The sequence below is a fragment of the Microcoleus sp. A6-C6 genome (assembly GCF_036705955.1).
GTDB lineage: Bacteria > Cyanobacteriota > Cyanobacteriia > Cyanobacteriales > Microcoleaceae > Microcoleus.
On record NZ_JAUBVR010000088.1, the window covers coordinates 1 to 20,743 of the forward strand.

Sequence of the window (20,743 nt, forward strand, 5' to 3'; positions counted from 1 at the left end):
AAGCATTTGAACTTTATTATATGCTAAGATTTTTTGTTGTTGTTTCCGAATCTCTAGCAATACCTCTACAGATTCGGCAATCGTTATATGAGGACGACCAGACATTTTAATGTTCTCCTTTACTTTTTAGATAAGTCTAGCATAACTTTAGAAAAATGGTATTACCTATGAATTTAGGTAACTTTCTTGAGTATGTTACTAGCCTGTCACTAAGCTATAGTAACATACTTGGTAACATACTTGGTAACATACGAATAACTAATAGTGTGTTACTGAGTATGTTGATTATCTTATAGGTGTGTTACCAGACGATTAATATGTTATCTTGGTATTGTACCGATTCTAGAAGGTAACATACTATGGCAACAGACAAGAAACACATCGCCGTATATCTCGATAAGGCTGTAGAGGATGCGCTGAATGAATTCTGCATCGCTAACAGTATGGAATCTAAGAAGGGGCCGATGTATTCGGCGGCAGTTAATAAAGCACTGGCACAATTTTTCGGGATACCTAGTACCACGCCAGATACCATACTTAGTACCACACGAGATACCATACCAGGCAACAAAGTAGCTCAACGCTTGGCTGAACTCGAAAATCAGTTATCTGAGCGGTTTGAAGAGATTGAGGAACGGCTGGGAAAATTGAGGGCCTGAGTGAATCACCCACAGAATCACTCAGGCCGGACATCGCAGAGGAACTCGAAAGCTTGCGCCAGAGTTTAGATGGTTCCGATCGCCTAGTCGTCAGAAAAAATCAAGAAATCTCTGAGCTAAATTCTCGACTGGCAACGAAGGATGAAACGATCGCAGAACTGGACGAGCAAATCGACAGACTAGAGTCCGAGCTTGCCAGTCGTGAGCCAACTCAATCAGAAAACCTGGCGACGGTCGGAACCGATTTGTCAAAAGTAGAAGCGGCCGACTTGCTCAACCAGTTGAAAGCGCGGCGCAAAAAATCGAAGGCGGACTTGGCAGATATGGACGCTGTTCTAGAGTTGCTCTCCCAGTCTTGATTTAGTAGCGGTTCCGTGTTTTGGGGGAAGGGTTGACTAGAGACTGAATATTTCTAGTCAATTTCTAGTCAATTTGTCTCCAATTTGGTCATTTGATACTCAGTTTGTAGTCAATTTCTAGTCAGTCCCATGCACGATCCACCCGTATTCTTACCAATAAAAAGCCTCAAACCGTTGATTTATCCTAGGTTTGAGGTAATTTAATTAAAGAGCGGGCAGCGGGAATCGAACCCGCATAGTTAGCTTGGAAGGCTAAAGTTTTACCACTAAACTATGCCCGCACACACAGAACCTAAACATACCACAAGCTTCGGAGAATAGCAATAGGTCTGTGCAAAATTTTTTAATGGTTCTCTGAAAGTGGTTGAATAGGGACTTGTAGCCCGCCCCAAAAATCCGCCTCTTCCATGCTGCGAAAGCTTTACGGATGGAAATAATCGTAGATTTGCTGCGCCAGACGCGGGCCAATCCCAGAAACTTCAGCCAACTGTTCGGGAGTCGCTAAACGCAGATAGTCGATCGACCGAAAATGTGCTAACAACAGTTTTTGGCGGTGGTGTCCCAATCCCGGAATCTCATCCAAGCGCGATCGCTTCATTCTCTGACTTCTTTGATCCCGGTGAAAACTCACAGCAAATCTGTGCGCCTCATCCCGCACCCGACGCAATAACTGTACACCAGGCTGCTCAGAATTAGTTGGCACTGGCAAAGATTCCCCCGGCAAAAATATCTCCTCTCGCTGCTTTGCCAAACTGACAACCCGCAACTCATCTAGCAAATTCATCTCCCGCAAAACTTCCACAACTGCTGACAATTGACCTTTGCCACCATCGATCATAATCAAGTCAGGTTTGTCAGAAATAGTATGAGAAACTGAAGAGAAACTGCTGATTTCTTCCGGTTCTCCTACATTACTCGATTCATCTTCCTTCTTCCCATCCGTTAAATCCGCTACATAATCCGCTGCCGAACTTCCTTCTTCTTTTTTATCTCGGAATCTCCTACCGATAACTTCTGCTAAACTCGCAAAATCGTCCGAATGACCCGATTTAATTTCAGGATTCTTAATTTTGTAGTGGCGATAGTGTTGATTTGCGGGCAAACCATCGATAAATACGACGCGGGAAGCTACCGCATCCGAACCTTGGATGTGAGAAATATCGTAACCTTCAATACGGTGGGGAACTTCTGGCAAATCTAGAATTTCTGCTAAATCTTGCATGGCTTGAGAATTGCGATCGCTCAATCGTTGCATTCTCGCCAATTCATACTCAGCATTGCGTTCCACCATCTCAATTAACTCCGCCTTAGTTTGCCGCTGCGGTGTTAAAATTGTCACTTTTCGTCCCTTGCGATTGCTCAGCCAATCTGCTAATATTTCCGCTTCTGGCAAATCGTACTGCACAGAAATTTCGCTGGGAATTTCTACAGATTCGACATTTTGATAATGTTCCTCCAACACCCGCTGCAAAATTGCTCCCGGTTCCACGCCGCATTGAAATTCCCATTTCCCTATTCGTGATTCCTGGGAAGAAGGCGAACTATTTTCACTCACATTTTCTGGCAGCAAAGGCGTTGGGGACGCGGGAACATCAGCCATGAATCCTAATCTGCCGACTAATTGACCGGCACGAATCTGGAATAATTGAATGCAGGCGTGCTGGGTGTCGGCCGCCAGGGCGATCGCATCCCTGGAAACAGTATCATTAGGTAAAGACACTTTTTGACCAGCACTCAAAGACTGCAAACCCTTAATTTGGTCACGAATTCGCGCCGCAGTTTCAAAGTTTAAATCTTCGGCTGCTTGTTCCATTTGTGGCTCCAGAATATCCAGTAATTCCTGAGTCCTTCCCTGGAAAATCATCGCAACTTTTTGGATAATTTTTTGGTAATCTTCCGCAGATATTAACCCCTGACAAACGCCGACGCAACGGCCGATATCGTAGTTCAGACAGGGACGGTCTTTAAACAGCGGTTGAGGGCGCTGTCGCAAGGGAAAAATCCGCTTAATTAAATGTAGCGTACTCCGCAGCGCCCCTGTATCGACGTAGGGCCCATAGTAGCGGTCTTTTGCACTACCGGCGCGGCGTTTGCGGGTGATGAAAATGCGCGGGTACTTTTCTGACCAAGTTATGCACAAATAAGGATATTTTTTATCATCTTTGAGGAGGACATTAAAGTGAGGTTGATGCTGTTTTACGAGGTTTGCTTCTAACGCCAAAGCTTCCGCTTCTGTGTCGGTGGCGATGAATTCAATTTCGCGTACTTGCTGCACCATCATCGCGATGCGGGGACTGAGATTTTGGCTTTCGCGGAAGTAGGAACGGACGCGGTTTCGGAGTTTTTTGGATTTGCCGATGTACAGAATGCGATCGCCCTCATCGCGCATTAAGTATACACCAGGAACCGCCGGAATTTCTTTGAGGCGGCTTTCTAGGCGTTCTGCATCTTTAATTAGCGGAAGCATTCTTTGGATCATTAGTTATTTGTTATTTGTTATTTGTTATTCCCAATGCCCAATGCCCAATGCCCAATGCCCAATCCCTCCGCTTCGCTTCGCCCAATTCCTACAATATCTGAGATAAAAACTTGCGCGTGCGTTCTTCCTTCGGGTTCTGAAAAAACTCTTCCGGCCCGGCTTCTTCAACCAAAACACCGCCATCCATCAATACAATGCGATCGGCAACTTCGCGCGCAAACCCGACTTCGTGAGTCACCACTACCATTGTAATTCCAGTTTGAGCCAAATTTCGCATGACATCTAAAACTTCCCGCACCATTTCTGGGTCTAATGCTGATGTCGGTTCATCAAATAACATGATTTTAGGCTGCATGGCTAAAGAACGTGCAATTGCTACCCGTTGCTGCTGTCCGCCAGATAGCTGTCCGGGATATTTTTGTGCTTGTTCCAAAATTCCAACTCTTTCTAACAGTTGCATTGCTACTTCTTCTGCTTTTTTCTTGGGCCAGCGGCGCACCCACACCGGGGCTAGCATGACGTTTTGTAGGACTGATAGGTGGGGAAATAGGTTGAATTGCTGAAACACCATTCCTACTTCTTGGCGAATTTTATCGATGTTGCGCAAGTCGTGGGAAAGTTCGATTCCGTCGATCGTGATTTTACCCTGTTGATAAGCCTCTAAAGCGTTGAAAGTGCGAATAAACGTCGATTTCCCGGAACCTGACGGGCCCATCACGACGACGACTTCACCTCGGTTGACGTTCATGCTGACACCACGCAGTACGTGAAATTGTCCGTACCATTTGTGGACGTTTTCTGCGACGATTACTGTTTCTGGGCTTGTGGGTTGAGTTTCTATCATTTTTTTTATTTTTTAACCGCTGATGAAAGTTGATGAACGCTGATAGATATTTGTGTTTAGAAATTGTCTAATAACTACAAACTAATGACTAAGGACTAATGACTACAGATTAATGACTACGGACTAATAACTAATGACTTTTTTCTAAACTTCGTTCTATTTTGCGGCCAGCTTGTGACATTGAGTAGCAAAATACCCAATAAATGATGCCGACAAATATGTAAACTTCGGCGTACCTGCCTATATAGGATGGATTTGCTAAAACTGCGCGGGATATGCCGATTAATTCTAACATTCCGAATAGGGCAAGTAGGGATGTATCCATGAATAATCCGATGAATTGACCGCCGATCGCCGGAATGACAATTCGCAACGCTTGAGGTAGTACAATCAAAATTGTGAGTAGGGGTGTATTTAGCCCGATCGCCCTTGCTGCTTCTATTTGCCCCCTCGGTACGGCCTGCAAGCCTCCGCGCACGTTTTCAGCCAAGTATGCCGCACTGAATAATGTTAATCCGGCGATCGCCCGAATCACTCTATCTAATTTGGGATATTCCGGCGGCAAGAATAATTGCAGCATCACTTGACCTAAAAACAAGATGCCAATCAAAGGCAAACCGCGAACAATTTCAATGTATAATGTTGACAACAATTTAACGACTGGCAAAGAACTTTGTCTGCCGAGGGCTAGCAATACTCCCAGGGGAAACGAAAGCACAATGCTAATAATTGCTAAAAACAGCGTCAACACTAAACCGCCCCAATCATTTGTTGACACTTCTGTCAAGCCCAGCCCGCCTTTAATTAGCCACAGAATTACTGGGAAGGAAAGAGCCCAGATTGCAGGCATCCAACCCAGGATTTTAGAGTTGATTTGTCTGGCGGCGACATAGCTGGCGGCGGTTGCGATAACAATTCCTAAGAGGTAGAAGCGAGAGGTTTGGTCGATCGGCGAAATGACCGCACCAACAACCGCAGCACCGAGTAAAATCAGTGTAGGCGGATTCCAAAGACGTTCTTCCCGCTGAATATTTCCCCAAGTCAAGCCTCCCAACAAAGCAATTATTCCCGCCACTATCCACAGCCGCCAGTAGGATTCGCTGGGAAATCTGCCCGCGAAAAATAGCGGCAAGTTGGCTTCTAATACCCGCCACTGAGCTTTTGTTGTAGCCCAAAGGATAATTCCTTTGATAGTTTGGAAGGCGACAATCAGGCAAACTATTGTCAGAATGCTGTTGTACCAGGTACTAAATAGGTTTTTGCGCGCCCAATTCCAAGGTGTGGGCGATTCAGTGGCTGGGGGCGGCAGTACGGGAGTTGTTTCCATAGTTTTCGCAATTTTAGATGTTAGATTTTAGATTGGATACTGATAACGAGCGAAGATTGTGGCTTATACAAATTTTCTCAATTCTTGCTACTAAAAAAACTATTAGACTTGTTTCTGAACACCGTTTATCAGGTTCGTCGCGGTGAGATTGTCTGTCAAATTTAGGGACTTTCAACGGCGACACACCCTACGACTACTTATTGTCGCCGATTTATCCAATTTTCCCCACCAGGTAACTGACTTAAATGTGAGGCTAACACCGCGGGTAAATCTTTTGCGGAATGGATATAAGTTAAGTTCAATAATCTCACAGCAGTCTCGATAATCAGGTTTTTATCCACCATCTCTGCAAGTTGAAATTGACTATAAGCACCGTTGAATACTTCCTCCGCAGCCTCTGCGATGGCATCTTCAATCACCTCCTCTTCTATGAAACTCTCCCATTCATCAGAATTGATGTAATAAGATGTTTTATTGTCTTTAATATTTGCCTTTTTAATTTCTCTAATTGAATTCCGAATCGAATTTACCCAAGAACCAGTTAATCGCTGTTCAGCTTGATTTTTAATCAAGTGAATCAGTAAAACATTTAAAAAAGATTGAATCTGTCGCAAAATTGCCTGTTTGCTCATTCCATCTAACTCATCGACTATTGCTAAAGCATCCGTATATCTTCCTTGCAATATGCTATTTCTAAGGGCGATTAATTCTTGTGTCATTTTATTTTTCTCAAGTTTGATAGTGGTAAATCAAAGTGTGAGTCATTCACTTTTAATTGCACTTGCTAAAATTCCTAATATTTTATTGACATCTCTCAGGTAATATTCTGTTAAGTCAATTTCAATTACTTGTTCTTTAAATCTTAAAAATCTCCAGGTTTGGCCGCTAGTAACAGCCCCATAAGTTATTGTTGCATTTGGGTTGCCTTCACGTTCATTAAATATTCTAGCTGCCAACATTTCGGCTACACATGGCCCCAAACTTGCATTGATATCTTCGTTTTGTGCTTCGACGATTGCAACTACTGGTGCGGTAAGCATTAATAAGTGTGAAGAATGACTAATCAAAAAATCGCAATTTCCATTTAATCCTTTTTCGGCATCAACTGTAAAATCTATTCCACAAAAAAGACCAATTTGATGGTTCAACAGTTTTCTAAGTTCGATTAAAATCGGTGCGGTAATCATGGATGATCGAGACTTGTCAGTATTGCTACTTAAAGCAATGGGTACGTTCTCTTTGAGAATTTCTACAAGTAAGGGACTTGGTTCTAATTCTGGCACATTAGAGAACAGATTGATTCGATCGCTAATCGTCAAAGAGAAATTTTTTGTTACTGTTTTTAAGTCAAAATCTCTGTAACTCATTTCAATCTTAGTTCCAGATTATAATAAACTTAACTTTTGACTTCGCTGTCAACTGTCAACTGTCAACTGTCCACTGTCCACTGTTGTTTACCTTTCCTTGATTTGTACCGTTTGATTGTACCAATTCATGAATAGAGCAATTATCAAACTAATTGTTAGGTATGTTACCATGATAATTAGCATTGTTTCGATCGCACGACCGGTCTGATTCAACGTCGGAGAGCCCACCACAAAGTAAACGTCGGGATAAGCCACCGCCACAGCTAAACTCGAATTCTTAGCTAAATTCAGATACTGACTGGTTAAAGGCGGCACAATCACCCGCAAAGCTTGCGGCAAAATTACCATCCGCATGATTGTTCCAGAATTCAGTCCCAAAGACTTGGCCGCTTCCCACTGGCCTCGCGAGACTGACTGAATTCCGGCGCGGACAATTTCTGCAATGTAACTGCCAGTATACAAGCTGAGTCCTGTCACCAAAGCTGCAAATTCGGGAGTTAATTTTAATCCTCCTTCGAGTTGCAATGCTGATGTCAGGCGCGGAAAATCGAGGCGAAAAGGTGGATTTTGGGTGATAATCCCAGCTAAGATTGCACTTAGGACGATCGCACCAGCAGCCCAAAACAACTGCCTTCCCGGCTTAGCTTCTTCCAGCATCACCCGCGCCCGCCACATCCACAGCCCAGCCGCCGCCAAAACCCCGACAGTTAGCAAAATCAACCAAATCTCAAAACCCGGCAAAGGCGCAGGCCAAGGTACAGCAATGCCACGATTTGTCAAGTAAATCGGCCCTCTCATCTGCGGGTTGTCTTCCAATTTTGGCAGGGAAATGAACACTGCAAAATACCAGAAAAATAATTGCAGCAATAACGGCGTATTTCGCAGAACTTCTACGTACAAAGCTGCTAAATTTCGCAGTAGCCAATTGTCGGAAAGACGCGCAATTCCTACAGTCAAACCCGCAATCGTTGCGAAAATCAGGCCGATACCCATTACCCGCAGCGTGTTGATCAAACCGACTAAATAAGCTTGTCTATAACTGTTTTCGGGACTGTAGGGAATCACGCTTTCGCCGATGTCAAAGGATGCTTGGGAATTGAGAAAGTCAAATCCAAATGCAATCCCCAGTTGCGCGTAATTGGCGCTGAGGTTGTCCCAGAGAATGGCGATGACTGTTATTACTAAAATTAGGGCGATCGCCTGTCCGGCTATTTTCCAGAAGCGATCGTCTCGCAGTAGTGTTGATATATCTTTGAATTTGGATGAGTTCTCGGATTTGCCCGGTTTAGGTTCTGTATTCATAACTGTTTAATGTAGTAGATCGAGAAAATTGGTCGATCGCATAAAACTCGCAAAAATCTTGTAGGGTGTGCACTGCGCACCTTATCTGTGGGGTACGCGCTGAGCACATTGCTGCCTAAAATATCTTGTAGTTATTAGCTACAAACTTAATCGGTGCGCAATGCGCACCCTACAGACTCAACCGGTGCGCAATGCGCACCCTACTGATGAAATTAACGGAAGGGCGGCGAGTAAAGCAAACCGCCATCTTTCCAAAGTCTGTTTTGACCCCGGTCTAACTTAAGTGTACTTTTCGGGCCGAGGTTACGATCGTACATTTCCCCGTAATTCCCCACTTTCTTCACAACCCGGAGGGCGAAATCGTTCGGGAGTCCCAAACCTTTACCTAAATCTCCTTCTTTTCCTAGCAAACGTTTGACGTTCGGGTCTGTAGTGCTGGCGACAGTTTGGTCTACATTTGCAGAATTAATTCCCAAATCTTCAGCTTCAATCGTCGCAAAAATGATCCATCTTACCGCATCCGACCATTTAGGATCGCCGCTTTTCACGGCTGGGGCCAACGGTTCTTTTGACATCACGATCGGCAAAACAACGTTATTATCGGCATTCGGTAGAGTTGTGCGCTTCGAGACGAGTTGCGATCGATCGGCCGTAACTCCTTGACAGCGACCTTCTTGATACGTAGCAAAGGTACTATTCACATCTTCAAACACCACAGGAGTGTATTTAACTCCTAATTTTCGCATTTGGTCGGACAAATTTTGTTCAGTGCTCGTACCTGTTTGTACGCAGATAGATTTACCCGCAAAATCTTTTAAACTTTTGATGCCACTATTTTTTTTGACCATGATGCTTTGAGAGTCATAAAAGATCACCGGGGCAAATTCCAGTCCCGTCGTACTGTCGCGACTCGCCGTGTAGGTGGTATTGCGGCTGAGAATATCGATTTCTCCGGCCTGCAAAACTGTAAATCTATCTTTGGCGTTGAGCTTTCGGTATTCGACTTTTTCGGGATCGTCAAATATTGCCGCCGCTATAGCCCTGCAAACATCAACATCGAGTCCCGAATATTTGCCTTTTTCGTCTACAAAGCTAAAACCTGGCAATTCGCCACTAACGCCGCAAATCAGTTTGCCGCGGCTGACAATTGTATCTATCCGGCTCGGCCCTTGTTGCGATTTACCTTCAGCAGCATTTGTCGCTGGTGTTTGTCCGACTTGTGCCGATCGATCTCGACAAGATGCTAATGGTGCGACAAACAACATACTTGCCAACAGAAATCCCCATTTAGGCATAAATTTTAGTAGAACGCTTTCTCGACGATCCTACCTTGTAGCTGTCGATAACTTTGGCGATCGGCATCGCACAACATCAGGCGGCTTCAAATTAACCATTCTGAACCCGGTGCTACACCCTGACATATACCGACTACTCGCCTGTATTTTTTACCTATCACGGGCGATCGACCTTTCCTACAATTTTTATCCAATTTTAATTTAATGCGCTCAGAACCGCTCTGGTGCTAGGCGCTGCTCAGCTAAATCGCGGATTAGCGACAGCCGAGACTCGATGTATTCGTTCAACAAATCTGTTTCTTTGCCATTGAGCGCAGAGTTAGTCTTTAACTGCTTCAGCAGCCACTGTACTAGGGTTGCATCGTCCAAATTCACTAACAGAGTGGCTTGGGTGGTCTCAATTAATGACCAGAGTTGGCGTAACATGACTGGAGTCATAAAACCTCGTTGAGCGTAAATACGCACTGAATGGGCTGGCTGGGCGATCGGTTGGTCTTAGTGTTTCAAGCCGATCGACGAAAAGCACCTAAGTTATCGGCTTAATGATTATTTTATATTTGACCACAATAACTGAATATATTAGTGTCAAAACCTACAACACACAAGATGTTATAATAGTTTCTAATTTCTTCATATTCAGAGACACATTTTGATAAAAAGTTAACAATCTTTACATTCTCTCGATCGCGCGGGCTAATCGGAGCTATTTGGGATCGGGCCCAAGAGCCAGAAAACCCAAAAATCAATTAATCAGCAGCCACCAACTCTTGAACCCCCGCCAGAATTACTTCCAATTCAGCGATGATTTTCATAGCCCCCTCCCAATCGTTGGATTCCGCCAGGATTTGAAGTTGATCTGCCATCTGGGGCATTAACCGCACCGCCGCCGTAGCGCTGACACCTTTAATTTGATGCGCGCGACGGGCCAGTGTCTCCACATCTCCCAAGGCGATCGCACTTTTAGCAGCTTCTAAATAACCGCCAGTATCCACCACAAAAGCTTGCAGAATTTCCCGCTCAAAATCTAAATCAGCGCCCGCAATTTCACGCAAACGTGCCATATCCACTACAGAGTCTAGATCCGAAGCAGAGTTTTGGAGTTCCTCGCCCTGAAACTTGGGACTTTCAATTTTTAAATGTGCCGACCAATTTTTAAGTACAGATTTTAACTTTTCGATCGCAATAGGTTTGCTAATATAATCGTCCATACCCGCCGCTAGACACTTTTCCCGATCGCCCTTCAAAGCATTCGCCGTCATTGCAATCACCACCGTCTGGCGATCGGGCTCCCTCGAACCAGCAGCATTTGTCGCTTCCATCCGGCGCAATTCCTGCGTTGCCTCGTAACCATCCAAAATCGGCATCTGACAGTCCATCAACACAATGTCATACTTTTTGAGGGCAACCATCGATAGCGCCTCAGCGCCGTTATTTGCCACATCCGCCGTGCATCCCAAAACCTTGAGTTGATTTAGACCAACTTTTTGATTGATCGGAGTATCTTCAACTAACAAAATCTTTAAGCTGGCTAACTCCCGGTTGTCAATAACTGAGGCTTGATTTTTGGTTGAATTTGCCAGCGACAGATCGATTTCAGCACTAGGGGCGATCGCATTTACCAAGCACTCAAATAGCCGATGAGCTTTCACAGGTTTAGTTAAATAGCTGCTAAAACCGATATCTACAAAGCGTTTCGCCTCCGAGATCTGAGTAATTGAAGTCAGCACCACCCACTTTGTCTGCTGCATTGCCGGCTCAGCAATCATCAAACGTTCCAGACTTCCCGCCACCATTTCCGGCAACTGAATATCAACCAAAACGATATCGAAAGGGGATTTTATGCTGACAGCTTTGTACAAAGATGCGATCGCCATCCAACCATTCTCAACCTCCTCAACTTCCATTCCCCACAAAACAGCCATTCTCAGCAGCACTTTTCGGACTGTCGGCTTATCGCTAGCAACTAACAGTTTTCTGCCAGCCAGCACCGTTTCTAAATTTACTTCGCACGCTGTCTCAACCGCAGTTAAATTTTCCTTAACAACCGGCACGGTGAACCAAAAAGTCGAACCTTTACCAGGGGTACTTTCTACACCAATTTTACCACCTAGCAATTCCACCAACTGCTTAGAAATAGCCAATCCCAAACCAGTACCACCATACTTTCTCGTAGTAGAAGCATCAACTTGACTAAAAGATTGAAACAGCTTTTTTTGGTCTTCTGTAGCAATCCCGATTCCTGTATCTCTGACTTGAAACATCAAAAATAGCGATCGACTGGTTCCCAGTTTTAACGGTTGAATTTTCTCTAAATTTTTCTGCTCATCGCTGGTTCCGAACAACCTCGGAGTCCTGTCAGTCGAAACCTCAATCACCACCTCTCCTGCTTCTGTAAACTTAATCGCATTGTTGACCAGATTAGTGAGGATTTGCCGCAACCGTGCTGCATCACCTCTAATTTGCAGTGGCACGTCTCTGTCAATCAGCGCCACCAATTCTATACCTTTGGTTTGTGCGGGAGTTGCCAACAAATCCAGCACTTCATCCAGACAGATACTGAGGTCAAATTCGATCATTTCCAAGCGCATTTCTCCTGCTTCCAGTTTGGACAGATCGAGAATATCATTAATGATCGAAAGCAAATTTTGGCTGCTGAGTTTCAGCGTCTGCACAAAGTCTAGCTGTTCGGGAGTAAGATTGGTTTTCAGCAGCAAATCAGTCATGCCCATCACTCCATTCATCGGAGTGCGGATTTCGTGACTCATATTTGCTAAAAATAGCGACTTCATGCGAGACGCTTCCAGGGCGGCTTCTCGGGCTTGCTGCGCTTGTTCAAACAAAGTAGATTGCTGAATGGCGATCGCCAACTGTACGCTCAACCTTCCCAACAAATCCACCTCAGAATCAGTCCAAGTGCGCGGGCCGCTGCACTGGTGAGCAACCAGCAATCCCCACAAGCGATTTTGACTCGTTTCCAAACTCTCGATTTGCGACCCAATCAGAGGAGTTTCCGGCGAATCTTCTATTGCCAAATCCTGAGTTTCATCGCCGATAAAAATTGGTACAACTAAATTAGCTCTTACCTGCAAACTAACCAGAAAATCTCGGTGGATGTCGCTCAAACTGGCCGTATAAATATCTGCCCTTGCTTGAATTTTTCCGGCGCGGTATAGCGATAGATAACTTTCGCCAAAAGATATTTCTGGAACTTTTATGCCCAGCAACGGCCTCCAATCATCCCCTACAGATTCCACAACAACACTCGCTGTTTCCTCGGAATCAAAACGATAAATTACCGCGCGGTCAGTTGCCAGCAACTGCCTCACTTCTTCTACCGCAGTGTTTAGAGTTTGAGTGAGGTTGAGAGACTGCCGGACTCGCTGGGCGATCGCCGAAACCAGCCGTTCCTGTTCAGCTTGTTCCCGCAGCATTCTCTCAGCTTGCTTGCGTTCGGTGACATCGCGAATTACCGCAGCAAAGCACAGCGGTTCGCTGCTTTGAGGGTGCTTGACCAGAAAAGCATTCATCACAACATCAATGCGTCTTCCGCTGGGCAAGTGCTGCATTTGACCTTCTCCTTGCCACTGGCCCTGACTGATGATTCTTGGCCAAATCTCTTGACTGAATTTCTGTTGAAAAGTTGGGCCGATATAATCCCATATCTCTGTATAAAGCACTTCCGAAAGATTCTCTACACCCACCAGTTTTCGTCCGGCTTCGTTGACAAACAGCGTTTGGCCTTTTAGGGTAGCCATACCGATAAAATCGCTGCTGTTTTCAATCAACGACACAAATTTTTGCCGTTCTTCTTCTCCTTTTTTGCGTTCGGTAATGTCGCGCTTGACGCAGACGTGACAAATTACATCGCCGCTGTTATTAATCACAGAGTATGCCGCAACGTCGATCGCCAGCGTGCGACCTTTTTTAGTAGAGTTGGTAATTTCGCCCCGAAAAGTTCCAGTTTTCGCTAAACTTTTGACAATTGCCGAAAAGCGCTCGCCCGCCACCAGCGGCGGCGCTTCTGCTTCTAATTCCGCGTCTGTGTATTCTAGCAGCGATTGGTGAGCGCGATTTTGTTCGAGAAAAAACCCGTCAGCATCGATAATGACGATCGCATCGTTGGAGTTTAAAAATATTTGTCGATAAAGTTTAAGTTTTTCCTCAGCTCGCTTGCGTTCGGTGATATCTCTTTTGACGCTGACGTAACAAACCACATCCCCAGCATCATTGAGAACCGCAAAAGCCGAAAGTTCTACCTCAAAGATTCCGGCTTGCAAAGCCTTAACACAGGTTATTTCGCCTCGATAACTCCCTGTTTCGGCCAAGCTTTGCAGCACCGACGCAAATGCTTGTTCTCCCATGTGAGTTGCAGGGGTTTTTCCCCACAATTTCGATGAAGTGTAACCCAGCAAAGCCGTGTGAGCTTGATTTGTTTCTAAATAATAGCCTTGGGGGTCTAAAATGGCGATCGCATCGTTAGACTTTAAAAATATTTCTTGATAAAGTTGCAGTTTTAATTCCGCTTGTTTGCGATCGCTAATATCCGTGAACAAGCCGTAGTAAACAATCTCCCCCGATGCTTTAAATTCTGGCTGGGAAGCTCCTTGCACCCATTTAAGTTTTCCCGACGGAGTGACAATTCTTCCTTCCCACCGCCAAGGCTGGAAATTTTCAGCAGAAAGTCTCAGCGAGTTCATAAAATCATCTCGTTCTTCGGGATGAATCATGTCAACAATTACATTAATATCCTGCTGAGCCGCCTCCGGTTCTATTTCATACAATTCTCGGCAACCGGCGCTCACAAACGAGAAGGTCATCGAGCCATCTGGATGCAAGTCAATTTGATATACCGTGCCCGGTACACTAGCAGTAATTTTTTGCAGTTTAGCTTGGCTTTGATTCCTGGCTTCATCTGTGACCTGCAATTGAGCAATCTCGCGAGAAATACCTAAAACTGCAAATACATTACCATCCGCATCGGATAGTGGAATTCTTTCAGTTTCCCCCTTGACATCGGTCTCTTGAGCTGCTAAGGTGATTAGCGAATTAGCACAGATTTGAGCAGCAGTATGCAGCAAACAAAGGTGTTCAAAATTAAAAGCAGATGCCTGCTCTGCACCGACAAAAAATACTGCTAATAATTCTTCACTTTGATCCGGGTTAGCCGGTACCATCAAGACCGACTTAAACTGAGCAATTGGTGGCGAAGCCATGTTGTGCGCCCAATCCCGATTTCCCGCCAGCCATTCCACGCGGGCTGTTTGTAAGCGTGCTTCAATTTCAGCTCTGGCGCGGGTTGTTAAGGGCTGTGACTGTTGTTGCAGGTGTATTGTATTGTCTGGTACAGTTAAAAGTGCATTAGCGAAGCCCGCCCCTACGGGGGCTGCGCCAACGAAGAGGATCGTCTCCCCAGGAATCAGGCGCGCCAGATGTACCAGACACGCAGACCAAATTTCATCAGCACTCAGAGCGATTTGTACTTGTCCAGTAAGTTCATTGAGAACTTGCAGTTCCAAGGTACGCTGGCGGACTTTGGCTTTGAGGCTGGCGGCTAGGATTTGCATAGTGCTCACCACACTGGTTTGCTTATATTATAATTATCGATTTTCAAATTTTTTTAAACAATCATCTTAAAATACATCCGGCGAAAAGACAACTTTTTTATAAAAAAAGTTCGGCAAGCGGAAAACTCATCGGCTTTAGCCATTATATGTAAGCGGCACGGGCGGTTTTAACCGCCGTGAATCTTTCTTAATTCTTAATATTTAAAATGCGACTGCTAAATTAAGATATCAACATAGTACGCGGGCCAGGACGCGAAACGGAAGTGCTAGTCATCTAAACGCCCAAAAGACATCACCGCGCTCAAAGAGCAAACGCGGTGAGTTTGGGAACCTGAGTAATCAGGATATTAAGGTTGCGAAATCTTAAGAATCTCAGTCGCTGTCTTCGCTGAGAGTGTCAAATTACCTTTAATTGCTAAAAAACAGTGGCGCGATCGGGAGCGAAGCGACACCGCAAGGCACCGGCTTCGCTCCAGCAGCGAAGTTTAAAGGCGAAATTATCCCATTAAAATCACGTTATCGATTACGTGAATTACTCCATTGTCAGCTTCGATATCAGCCGCCACAACAGTAGCATTTTTCACCTCAAAACCATCAGAACAATCAATTTTAATCGGCGAACCTTCCAAGGAAGTCACAAAACCGAGTTTTGCCAAATCAGCCTTCATAAACTTGCCAGAGACAACGTGAAACATCAAAATCCTGCTCAGTTGGGGGACATTCTGCACTAGGGTAGTGATAGTTCCCGGCGGCAATTTCGCGAAAGCATCGTCAGTCGGTGCAAAGACAGTGAAAGGGCCCGGACTTTTGAGCGCATCTACTAAATTAGCTACTTGCACCGCCGTTACCAGGGTTTGGAACGAACCGGCACCTACGGCAATATCAACAATATCAGGCATGGTGTTCTACCTCGTCTGGGATAAAAAGTTATATTAAGTATCCTAAACTGATGCGGGCAACAATATAGTCCTAGACACATAAACCGGGTTTTTTAACCAGAATACTTCGTTCAAACCCTCAATCTCCGTTGAAAAACCCGGTTTCTTGGTCGCAGTCCGTAAATCCTGAATAGCTACTCTCTTTTTTGAAAATGCTGATAATTGCGAATTTGTAAATTTGTAAATTGCTACAAGACTGCGGTTGCTTATGACACCAAAACCTTTGTTTAGCTAAATCTGCCATTTGAGGATTTAGGTTTTCTTGCTTGTGAATTCTAAAACTGCCATACAAAATTGAAATCTCTAAAGATGTCTGTAGTCAGCACAGCAGGCTTGCGGTGAGCAGATTCGCCCAAATAAATCCCAAAAAATTCAGCTTCAAGTTCGCCGACTTCCTCTTCATCATGTACAGTCCACCTGATATCGCGACAGTCTTTGAATGCCAGCACATAAGGCAATCTTTCTTCAGGATTGTAGACGCATTCGATTAATACTTCGTTTCCCCACAAAGATACTTTGACATTTGTGACTAAAGAGGTCAAGCCACCCAAGCCAAGTAAGTTATAGTCGTCCTTTCAATCACTCATTTAAATTGCTACAATACTGCTTGCGGTTCAGATATTAAAACCTCTGTTTCTAATCCTCCTAGTTCTGGATTTAAATCCTCTCCTTTATGAATAGTGAAACTGCCGTACAAAATTGAAATTTCAAAAATATCCGTATGGATTAAAGCTGCTTTTCGGTGCGCCTCTTCACCCAAATGAATGCCAATCAAATCAGCTTCTGGATCTTGTACATCTTCTGGATGGAAAACCTCCCAACTGATATCTCGGCAGTCATGAAATACGATAGTATAAGGCAATCGATCCCGTGTAGGATCGTAAATACATTCAAATACAATTTTATTTCCCCAGAAAGAGACATTGACATTGGTTACTAGGGATGTCAGTTCACCTAAATTAAGCAAGTTGTAGTCATCCGGCATATTAATCCCTCACTTTTTCTCCCGTATTGTGTGTTCCCAGAATTTGGTTGCCAAACTCATCGCGTGTTTTGACCAAGCTGCCGTCTTTATCAAGACGTAAACCTTTGTTTATTTTTCTGCCATCTGAACCGTATCTAGGCACTGGGGTTCGTATAACTTTACCATCAGCACGAATATTGACTCGCGAACGATCGGCAAATTCGTATTCAAGATAACCACCTTTAGTCGGTCTGATTTCTGCACCCAGTCCTCGCAAAAAGTCATCGACTTCTTGGCGAGTCATCCCGGTCAAGTCTCCAAATTCCGATGCAGTTCCATTTCCTCCAACTCCCTGACTCGGCATTGCCAAGTTTCCTCACCAACCATTGCTGATTTAAGTTTAACACAATACATTTTGCAGGACACAACATCGTTGTGTCCCTAGCATTTTCTGTATCGAAACAGAATTAACCCCAGCGCGAATGCTGATAAGCAGCATAAGTATCAAATAAAGCACCCACCAAACCAAAAGCTAAGCCGATCACCAAAAAACCTTGGAAGGGACAGCCGCTGCCGAAAGTAGCTAAGAACTGTAAAATCTGGTCTTCTCCAGAACGACCGACCCCTTGGAGAGCAGGCACGAGACCGATCAACGAACAGCTAGTCAATCCCGCGCCGATTAACAATAAGGGAGCGACAAAGCTCAATAGGCTCGTTAGCAGTAAAGAGCGAAGAAAATTAGGGAAAATGCTCATAATATTCAGTAAATTCAGCTAAACTGCCGAAAGGTGCAAGTAAAATAAACTTGTCCTTTTCTACGATAGGCAGCGATCGCCCTCCGTAGCCAGTTCTGTCAAAAATCTTAAATTTTAGAGAAGAAACTTGTTTAAGATTTGTAGATAGATTTCATTTTTTGCAGTTGTTCTAGAGTCAAAATCCCTTGAGCACAACTACACCATCGAGCCTCAGTTTGTGGAGTCAGCGGTTGCTAGCAGCAATTTTATTGGGCGGCCAAGTCATGCTGCACTTGCTGAAGGGCAAAATTAACCGCCGCAATACCCTCGATCAAATGGCAGCAGTTGGCCCGGAATCGCTGCTGATTGCTTTGCTGACTGCGGGTTTTGTCGGCATGGTATTTACGGTTCAGGTAGCGAGGGAGTTTATTAACCTTGGTGCGGGTAATGTCGTCGGCGGCGTTTTGGCTTTGTCTTTGACTCGCGAACTCGGCCCTGTTTTAACAGCCGTGATCGTAACGGGACGAGTCGGTTCGGCTTTTGCGGCGGAAATCGGTACGATGCAGGTCACAGAGCAGATAGATGCCATGCTGATGCTCAGAACAGACCCGATCGACTATTTAGTAATTCCCCGCGTCTTGGCTTGCTGCTTAATGCTGCCAATTCTGACAATATTATCCCTGGTTACGGGCATCGCCGGCGGGCTGCTGATTGCGACGACAATGTACGGCGTATCTCAAACCGTGTTTTTAGAATCAGTCCGCAGTTTCCTGACTCTGTGGGATATTTGTAGCGCGGGTATTAAGGCTTTTGTGTTCGGTGGTTTGATTGCTGTCATCGGTACTAGCTGGGGTTTGACGACTACTGGCGGTGCAAAAGGCGTGGGACAATCGACGACTACGGCGGTGGTGACGGCTTTGCTGGCAATTTTTATTGTTAACTTTTTCCTGACTTGGCTGATGTTCCAGGGCACGGGCTCTAGCGTACTCAAAGGCTTGTAAGCTAGGAAACAGTAAAATATGAATAATTGGCAATATTCCTTTATCTACCCCTGATTTAAACCCGTGACGACAACTACCTCTGGGACTGCGCCCACAGATACGATCGAACTCGCCCCTAGTTATGCGATTCCCCTAGTTCTGGTACTGACTGCTGTACCGCTGCTGTTTGTGCAGAAGTGGGTGAGTTTACCCCTGGCGCTGTTCGGCTTGTTTCTGATGTACCAAGCCGCCACGATCCGGCTACAGTTTACTCCAACGGATTTGGACATTTATCGATCGTCCAAGTTGATCCGCCAATTTCCTTTCCGACAATGGCAAAATTGGCGGATATTTTGGCCCGCTGTGCCGATTTTGTTTTACTTCAAAGAAATTAACAGCATTCACTTTCTGCCGGTTCTGTTCGATCGTAAAATGCTACAGACGTGCTTAGAACAACGCTGTCCCCGTCAAGACTAAACAAGTTGTTAATTTTTAATTTTTAACTTTCCGTGCCCCACGCCGAACCAAATTTCTCATGAATTCAGACGAATTTCCCACCCAAAAGCCCGAATCACAACCAGCCGCTGACGGCGAACCAACTTTACCCGTGAATCAGATGGACGACCAATTGCCATTTCAAATACGGAAATTGTCGATCGCCCAAAACGATCTCACATCCCAAGTTCTGCCCGAAAGAGACCCCTGGGACGAGGAAAATCCCCACATTACCCCTGTGGTGGACGAAGCGGGCGCGATCGCCCAAATAGAGCCAAAGACAGAGGATAGAGAATCTGAAAGTGCGATCGAGCCAATCGAGCCCGAAACAGAATCCCAGCCAGCAACAACCGCAGAAACGGTAACGCCCGTACCAGAAAATGTCACCGACAATTTGGCCCAACGAGTTCAAGCATTGCAGCAGCAAGAACAAGATTTGACTGCCAGAATTGCCGCCTTGGAAGCCGACAAAGCCAAGGCCCAAGAAGCGTTGGGCGAGGCTCAAGCATCGATCGGGCGTTTGGTACAAGACGGCTTGATTCAACTAGATAGTCGCAAACAAACACTGCAAATCGAAGTCGAAAAACTCGAAAGAAGGCGCGATCGAATTCAAAAGGAAATGCGGACAACTTTTGCCGGAGTTTCCCAAGATTTAGCAATCCGAGTCCAAGGTTTCAAAGACTATCTAGTCGGCAGTTTGCAGGATTTAGCAGCTACCGCCGAACTCTTAGATTTGACGCCACCGGTGCAAGAAACTACCAAACAAATCTCTGTTGATAATTCTCCATCCTCTTCCCCGGTAAATCCCAGATTTGCTGAACAAGGATTTCAAGAACAAGCCAAACAAATTCGCCGCACCCTAGACCAATATCGCACTCTCCCCGACTATTACGGCCCGCCTTGGCAACTCCGCCGCACCTTTGAACCCATCCACGCGGAACGAGTTTCTAACTGGTTTTTCACCCAAGGAGGAAGGGGCGCTTTGCGGACTATGGGTTCGCGGTTGCAAAATATCTTGATTAGTTCGACCATTATTTCTGTACTCAGAAGCGTCTACGGCGGACGGGTGCGGACATTGGTGCTCGCGAACAGTCCCGAACGTTTGGGAGAGTGGCGCCGGGGTTTGCAGGACTGTTTGGGGATTACTCGCACCGATTTCGGCCCGGAAGGTGGCATTATTATGTTTGAGTCTGCGGAGGCTTTGGCTCAAAAAGCCGATCGACTGGTGAGAGATGGAAAATTGCCGTTAATTGTGATTGATGAAACTGAGGATTTAATTAGTTTGTCAATGCTGCAATTTCCGCTGTGGCTAGCCTTTGCTCCAGATCCGCAAAGTTTGATGGCTGCTAAGGATTTTTAAAGAAGGAAGAAGGAAGAAGGAAGAAGGAAGAAGGAAGAAGGAAGAAGTCAGTAGTCAGTAGTCAGTAGTCAGTAGT

At 45.2% G+C, this 20,743-nt stretch carries 19 protein-coding genes and 1 tRNA gene; 5 read left to right on the forward strand and 15 right to left on the reverse strand.

Annotated features, from left to right (window positions below):
• The first annotated feature begins 359 nt into the window (after nt 1-359).
• Entirely contained in the window at nt 360-659 is a 300-nt protein-coding gene (locus QUB52_RS25075) for a hypothetical protein (RefSeq protein ID WP_332975104.1), read from the forward strand.
• Between the two features lie 53 nt (nt 660-712).
• A complete protein-coding gene (locus QUB52_RS25080; RefSeq protein ID WP_265239699.1) occupies nt 713-1,018 on the forward strand; it encodes a flagellar alpha dynein in 306 nt (101 codons plus the stop codon).
• 210 nt (nt 1,019-1,228) lie between these two features.
• Here QUB52_RS25080 and QUB52_RS25085 read toward each other — a convergent pair.
• The 15 genes from QUB52_RS25085 to QUB52_RS25155 all read right to left on the reverse strand — a co-directional run bounded on the left by QUB52_RS25085 (nt 1,229) and on the right by QUB52_RS25155 (nt 17,853).
• A tRNA-Gly gene (locus QUB52_RS25085) sits at nt 1,229-1,299 on the reverse strand.
• Between the two features lie 140 nt (nt 1,300-1,439).
• Nucleotides 1,440-3,497, reverse strand: a complete 2,058-nt coding sequence (gene uvrC / locus QUB52_RS25090) for an excinuclease ABC subunit UvrC (RefSeq protein ID WP_265239701.1) — start codon at nt 3,495-3,497, stop codon at nt 1,440-1,442.
• A gap of 88 nt (nt 3,498-3,585) precedes the next feature.
• On the reverse strand, nt 3,586-4,341 hold the full coding sequence (locus QUB52_RS25095) for an amino acid ABC transporter ATP-binding protein (RefSeq protein ID WP_332969719.1): 756 nt from the start codon (nt 4,339-4,341) through the stop codon (nt 3,586-3,588).
• A gap of 130 nt (nt 4,342-4,471) precedes the next feature.
• Nucleotides 4,472-5,668, reverse strand: a complete 1,197-nt coding sequence (locus QUB52_RS25100) for an amino acid ABC transporter permease (RefSeq protein WP_332975105.1) — start codon at nt 5,666-5,668, stop codon at nt 4,472-4,474.
• 197 nt (nt 5,669-5,865) lie between these two features.
• Nucleotides 5,866-6,387, reverse strand: coding sequence for a DUF29 family protein (locus QUB52_RS25105; protein WP_332975106.1), 522 nt, complete (start codon nt 6,385-6,387; stop codon nt 5,866-5,868).
• Between the two features lie 42 nt (nt 6,388-6,429).
• Entirely contained in the window at nt 6,430-7,035 is a 606-nt protein-coding gene (locus tag QUB52_RS25110; protein ID WP_332975107.1) for a hypothetical protein, read from the reverse strand.
• A gap of 87 nt (nt 7,036-7,122) precedes the next feature.
• A complete protein-coding gene (locus QUB52_RS25115; protein WP_265239706.1) occupies nt 7,123-8,337 on the reverse strand; it encodes an amino acid ABC transporter permease in 1,215 nt (404 codons plus the stop codon).
• A gap of 212 nt (nt 8,338-8,549) precedes the next feature.
• Entirely contained in the window at nt 8,550-9,632 is a 1,083-nt protein-coding gene (locus tag QUB52_RS25120) for an amino acid ABC transporter substrate-binding protein (protein WP_265239707.1), read from the reverse strand.
• Nucleotides 9,633-9,842: 210 nt separating this feature from the next.
• On the reverse strand, nt 9,843-10,070 hold the full coding sequence (locus tag QUB52_RS25125; RefSeq protein WP_265239708.1) for a hypothetical protein: 228 nt from the start codon (nt 10,068-10,070) through the stop codon (nt 9,843-9,845).
• A gap of 308 nt (nt 10,071-10,378) precedes the next feature.
• Nucleotides 10,379-15,208, reverse strand: a complete 4,830-nt coding sequence (locus QUB52_RS25130; protein WP_332976299.1) for a PAS domain S-box protein — start codon at nt 15,206-15,208, stop codon at nt 10,379-10,381.
• Nucleotides 15,209-15,693: 485 nt separating this feature from the next.
• Nucleotides 15,694-16,095, reverse strand: a complete 402-nt coding sequence (locus tag QUB52_RS25135; protein ID WP_194011615.1) for a fasciclin domain-containing protein — start codon at nt 16,093-16,095, stop codon at nt 15,694-15,696.
• A 314-nt stretch (nt 16,096-16,409) separates the two neighbouring features.
• On the reverse strand, nt 16,410-16,676 hold the full coding sequence (locus tag QUB52_RS25140) for a hypothetical protein (RefSeq protein WP_265239711.1): 267 nt from the start codon (nt 16,674-16,676) through the stop codon (nt 16,410-16,412).
• A gap of 53 nt (nt 16,677-16,729) precedes the next feature.
• Nucleotides 16,730-17,119, reverse strand: a complete 390-nt coding sequence (locus QUB52_RS25145) for a hypothetical protein (RefSeq protein WP_265239712.1) — start codon at nt 17,117-17,119, stop codon at nt 16,730-16,732.
• Nucleotide 17,120: 1 nt separating this feature from the next.
• Nucleotides 17,121-17,462 carry a hypothetical protein gene (locus tag QUB52_RS25150; RefSeq protein ID WP_265239713.1) on the reverse strand — a complete coding sequence of 114 codons (342 nt, stop codon included), beginning with the start codon at nt 17,460-17,462 and terminating at the stop codon, nt 17,121-17,123.
• Nucleotides 17,463-17,565: 103 nt separating this feature from the next.
• Nucleotides 17,566-17,853 (reverse strand): hypothetical protein, encoded by a 288-nt coding sequence (locus QUB52_RS25155; RefSeq protein ID WP_332975110.1) that lies wholly within the window; start codon nt 17,851-17,853, stop codon nt 17,566-17,568.
• Between the two features lie 185 nt (nt 17,854-18,038).
• Between QUB52_RS25155 and QUB52_RS25160 the strand changes: the two genes are divergently transcribed.
• From QUB52_RS25160 to QUB52_RS25170, 3 genes are all read left to right on the forward strand, one after another.
• A complete protein-coding gene (locus tag QUB52_RS25160; RefSeq protein ID WP_265239715.1) occupies nt 18,039-18,833 on the forward strand; it encodes an MlaE family lipid ABC transporter permease subunit in 795 nt (264 codons plus the stop codon).
• 63 nt (nt 18,834-18,896) lie between these two features.
• A complete protein-coding gene (locus tag QUB52_RS25165; protein WP_265239716.1) occupies nt 18,897-19,289 on the forward strand; it encodes a DUF3119 family protein in 393 nt (130 codons plus the stop codon).
• Nucleotides 19,290-19,347: 58 nt separating this feature from the next.
• Complete coding sequence (locus QUB52_RS25170) at nt 19,348-20,667, forward strand: DUF3086 domain-containing protein (RefSeq protein WP_332975111.1); 1,320 nt, start codon at nt 19,348-19,350, stop codon at nt 20,665-20,667.
• Nucleotides 20,668-20,743: the final 76 nt, after the last annotated feature.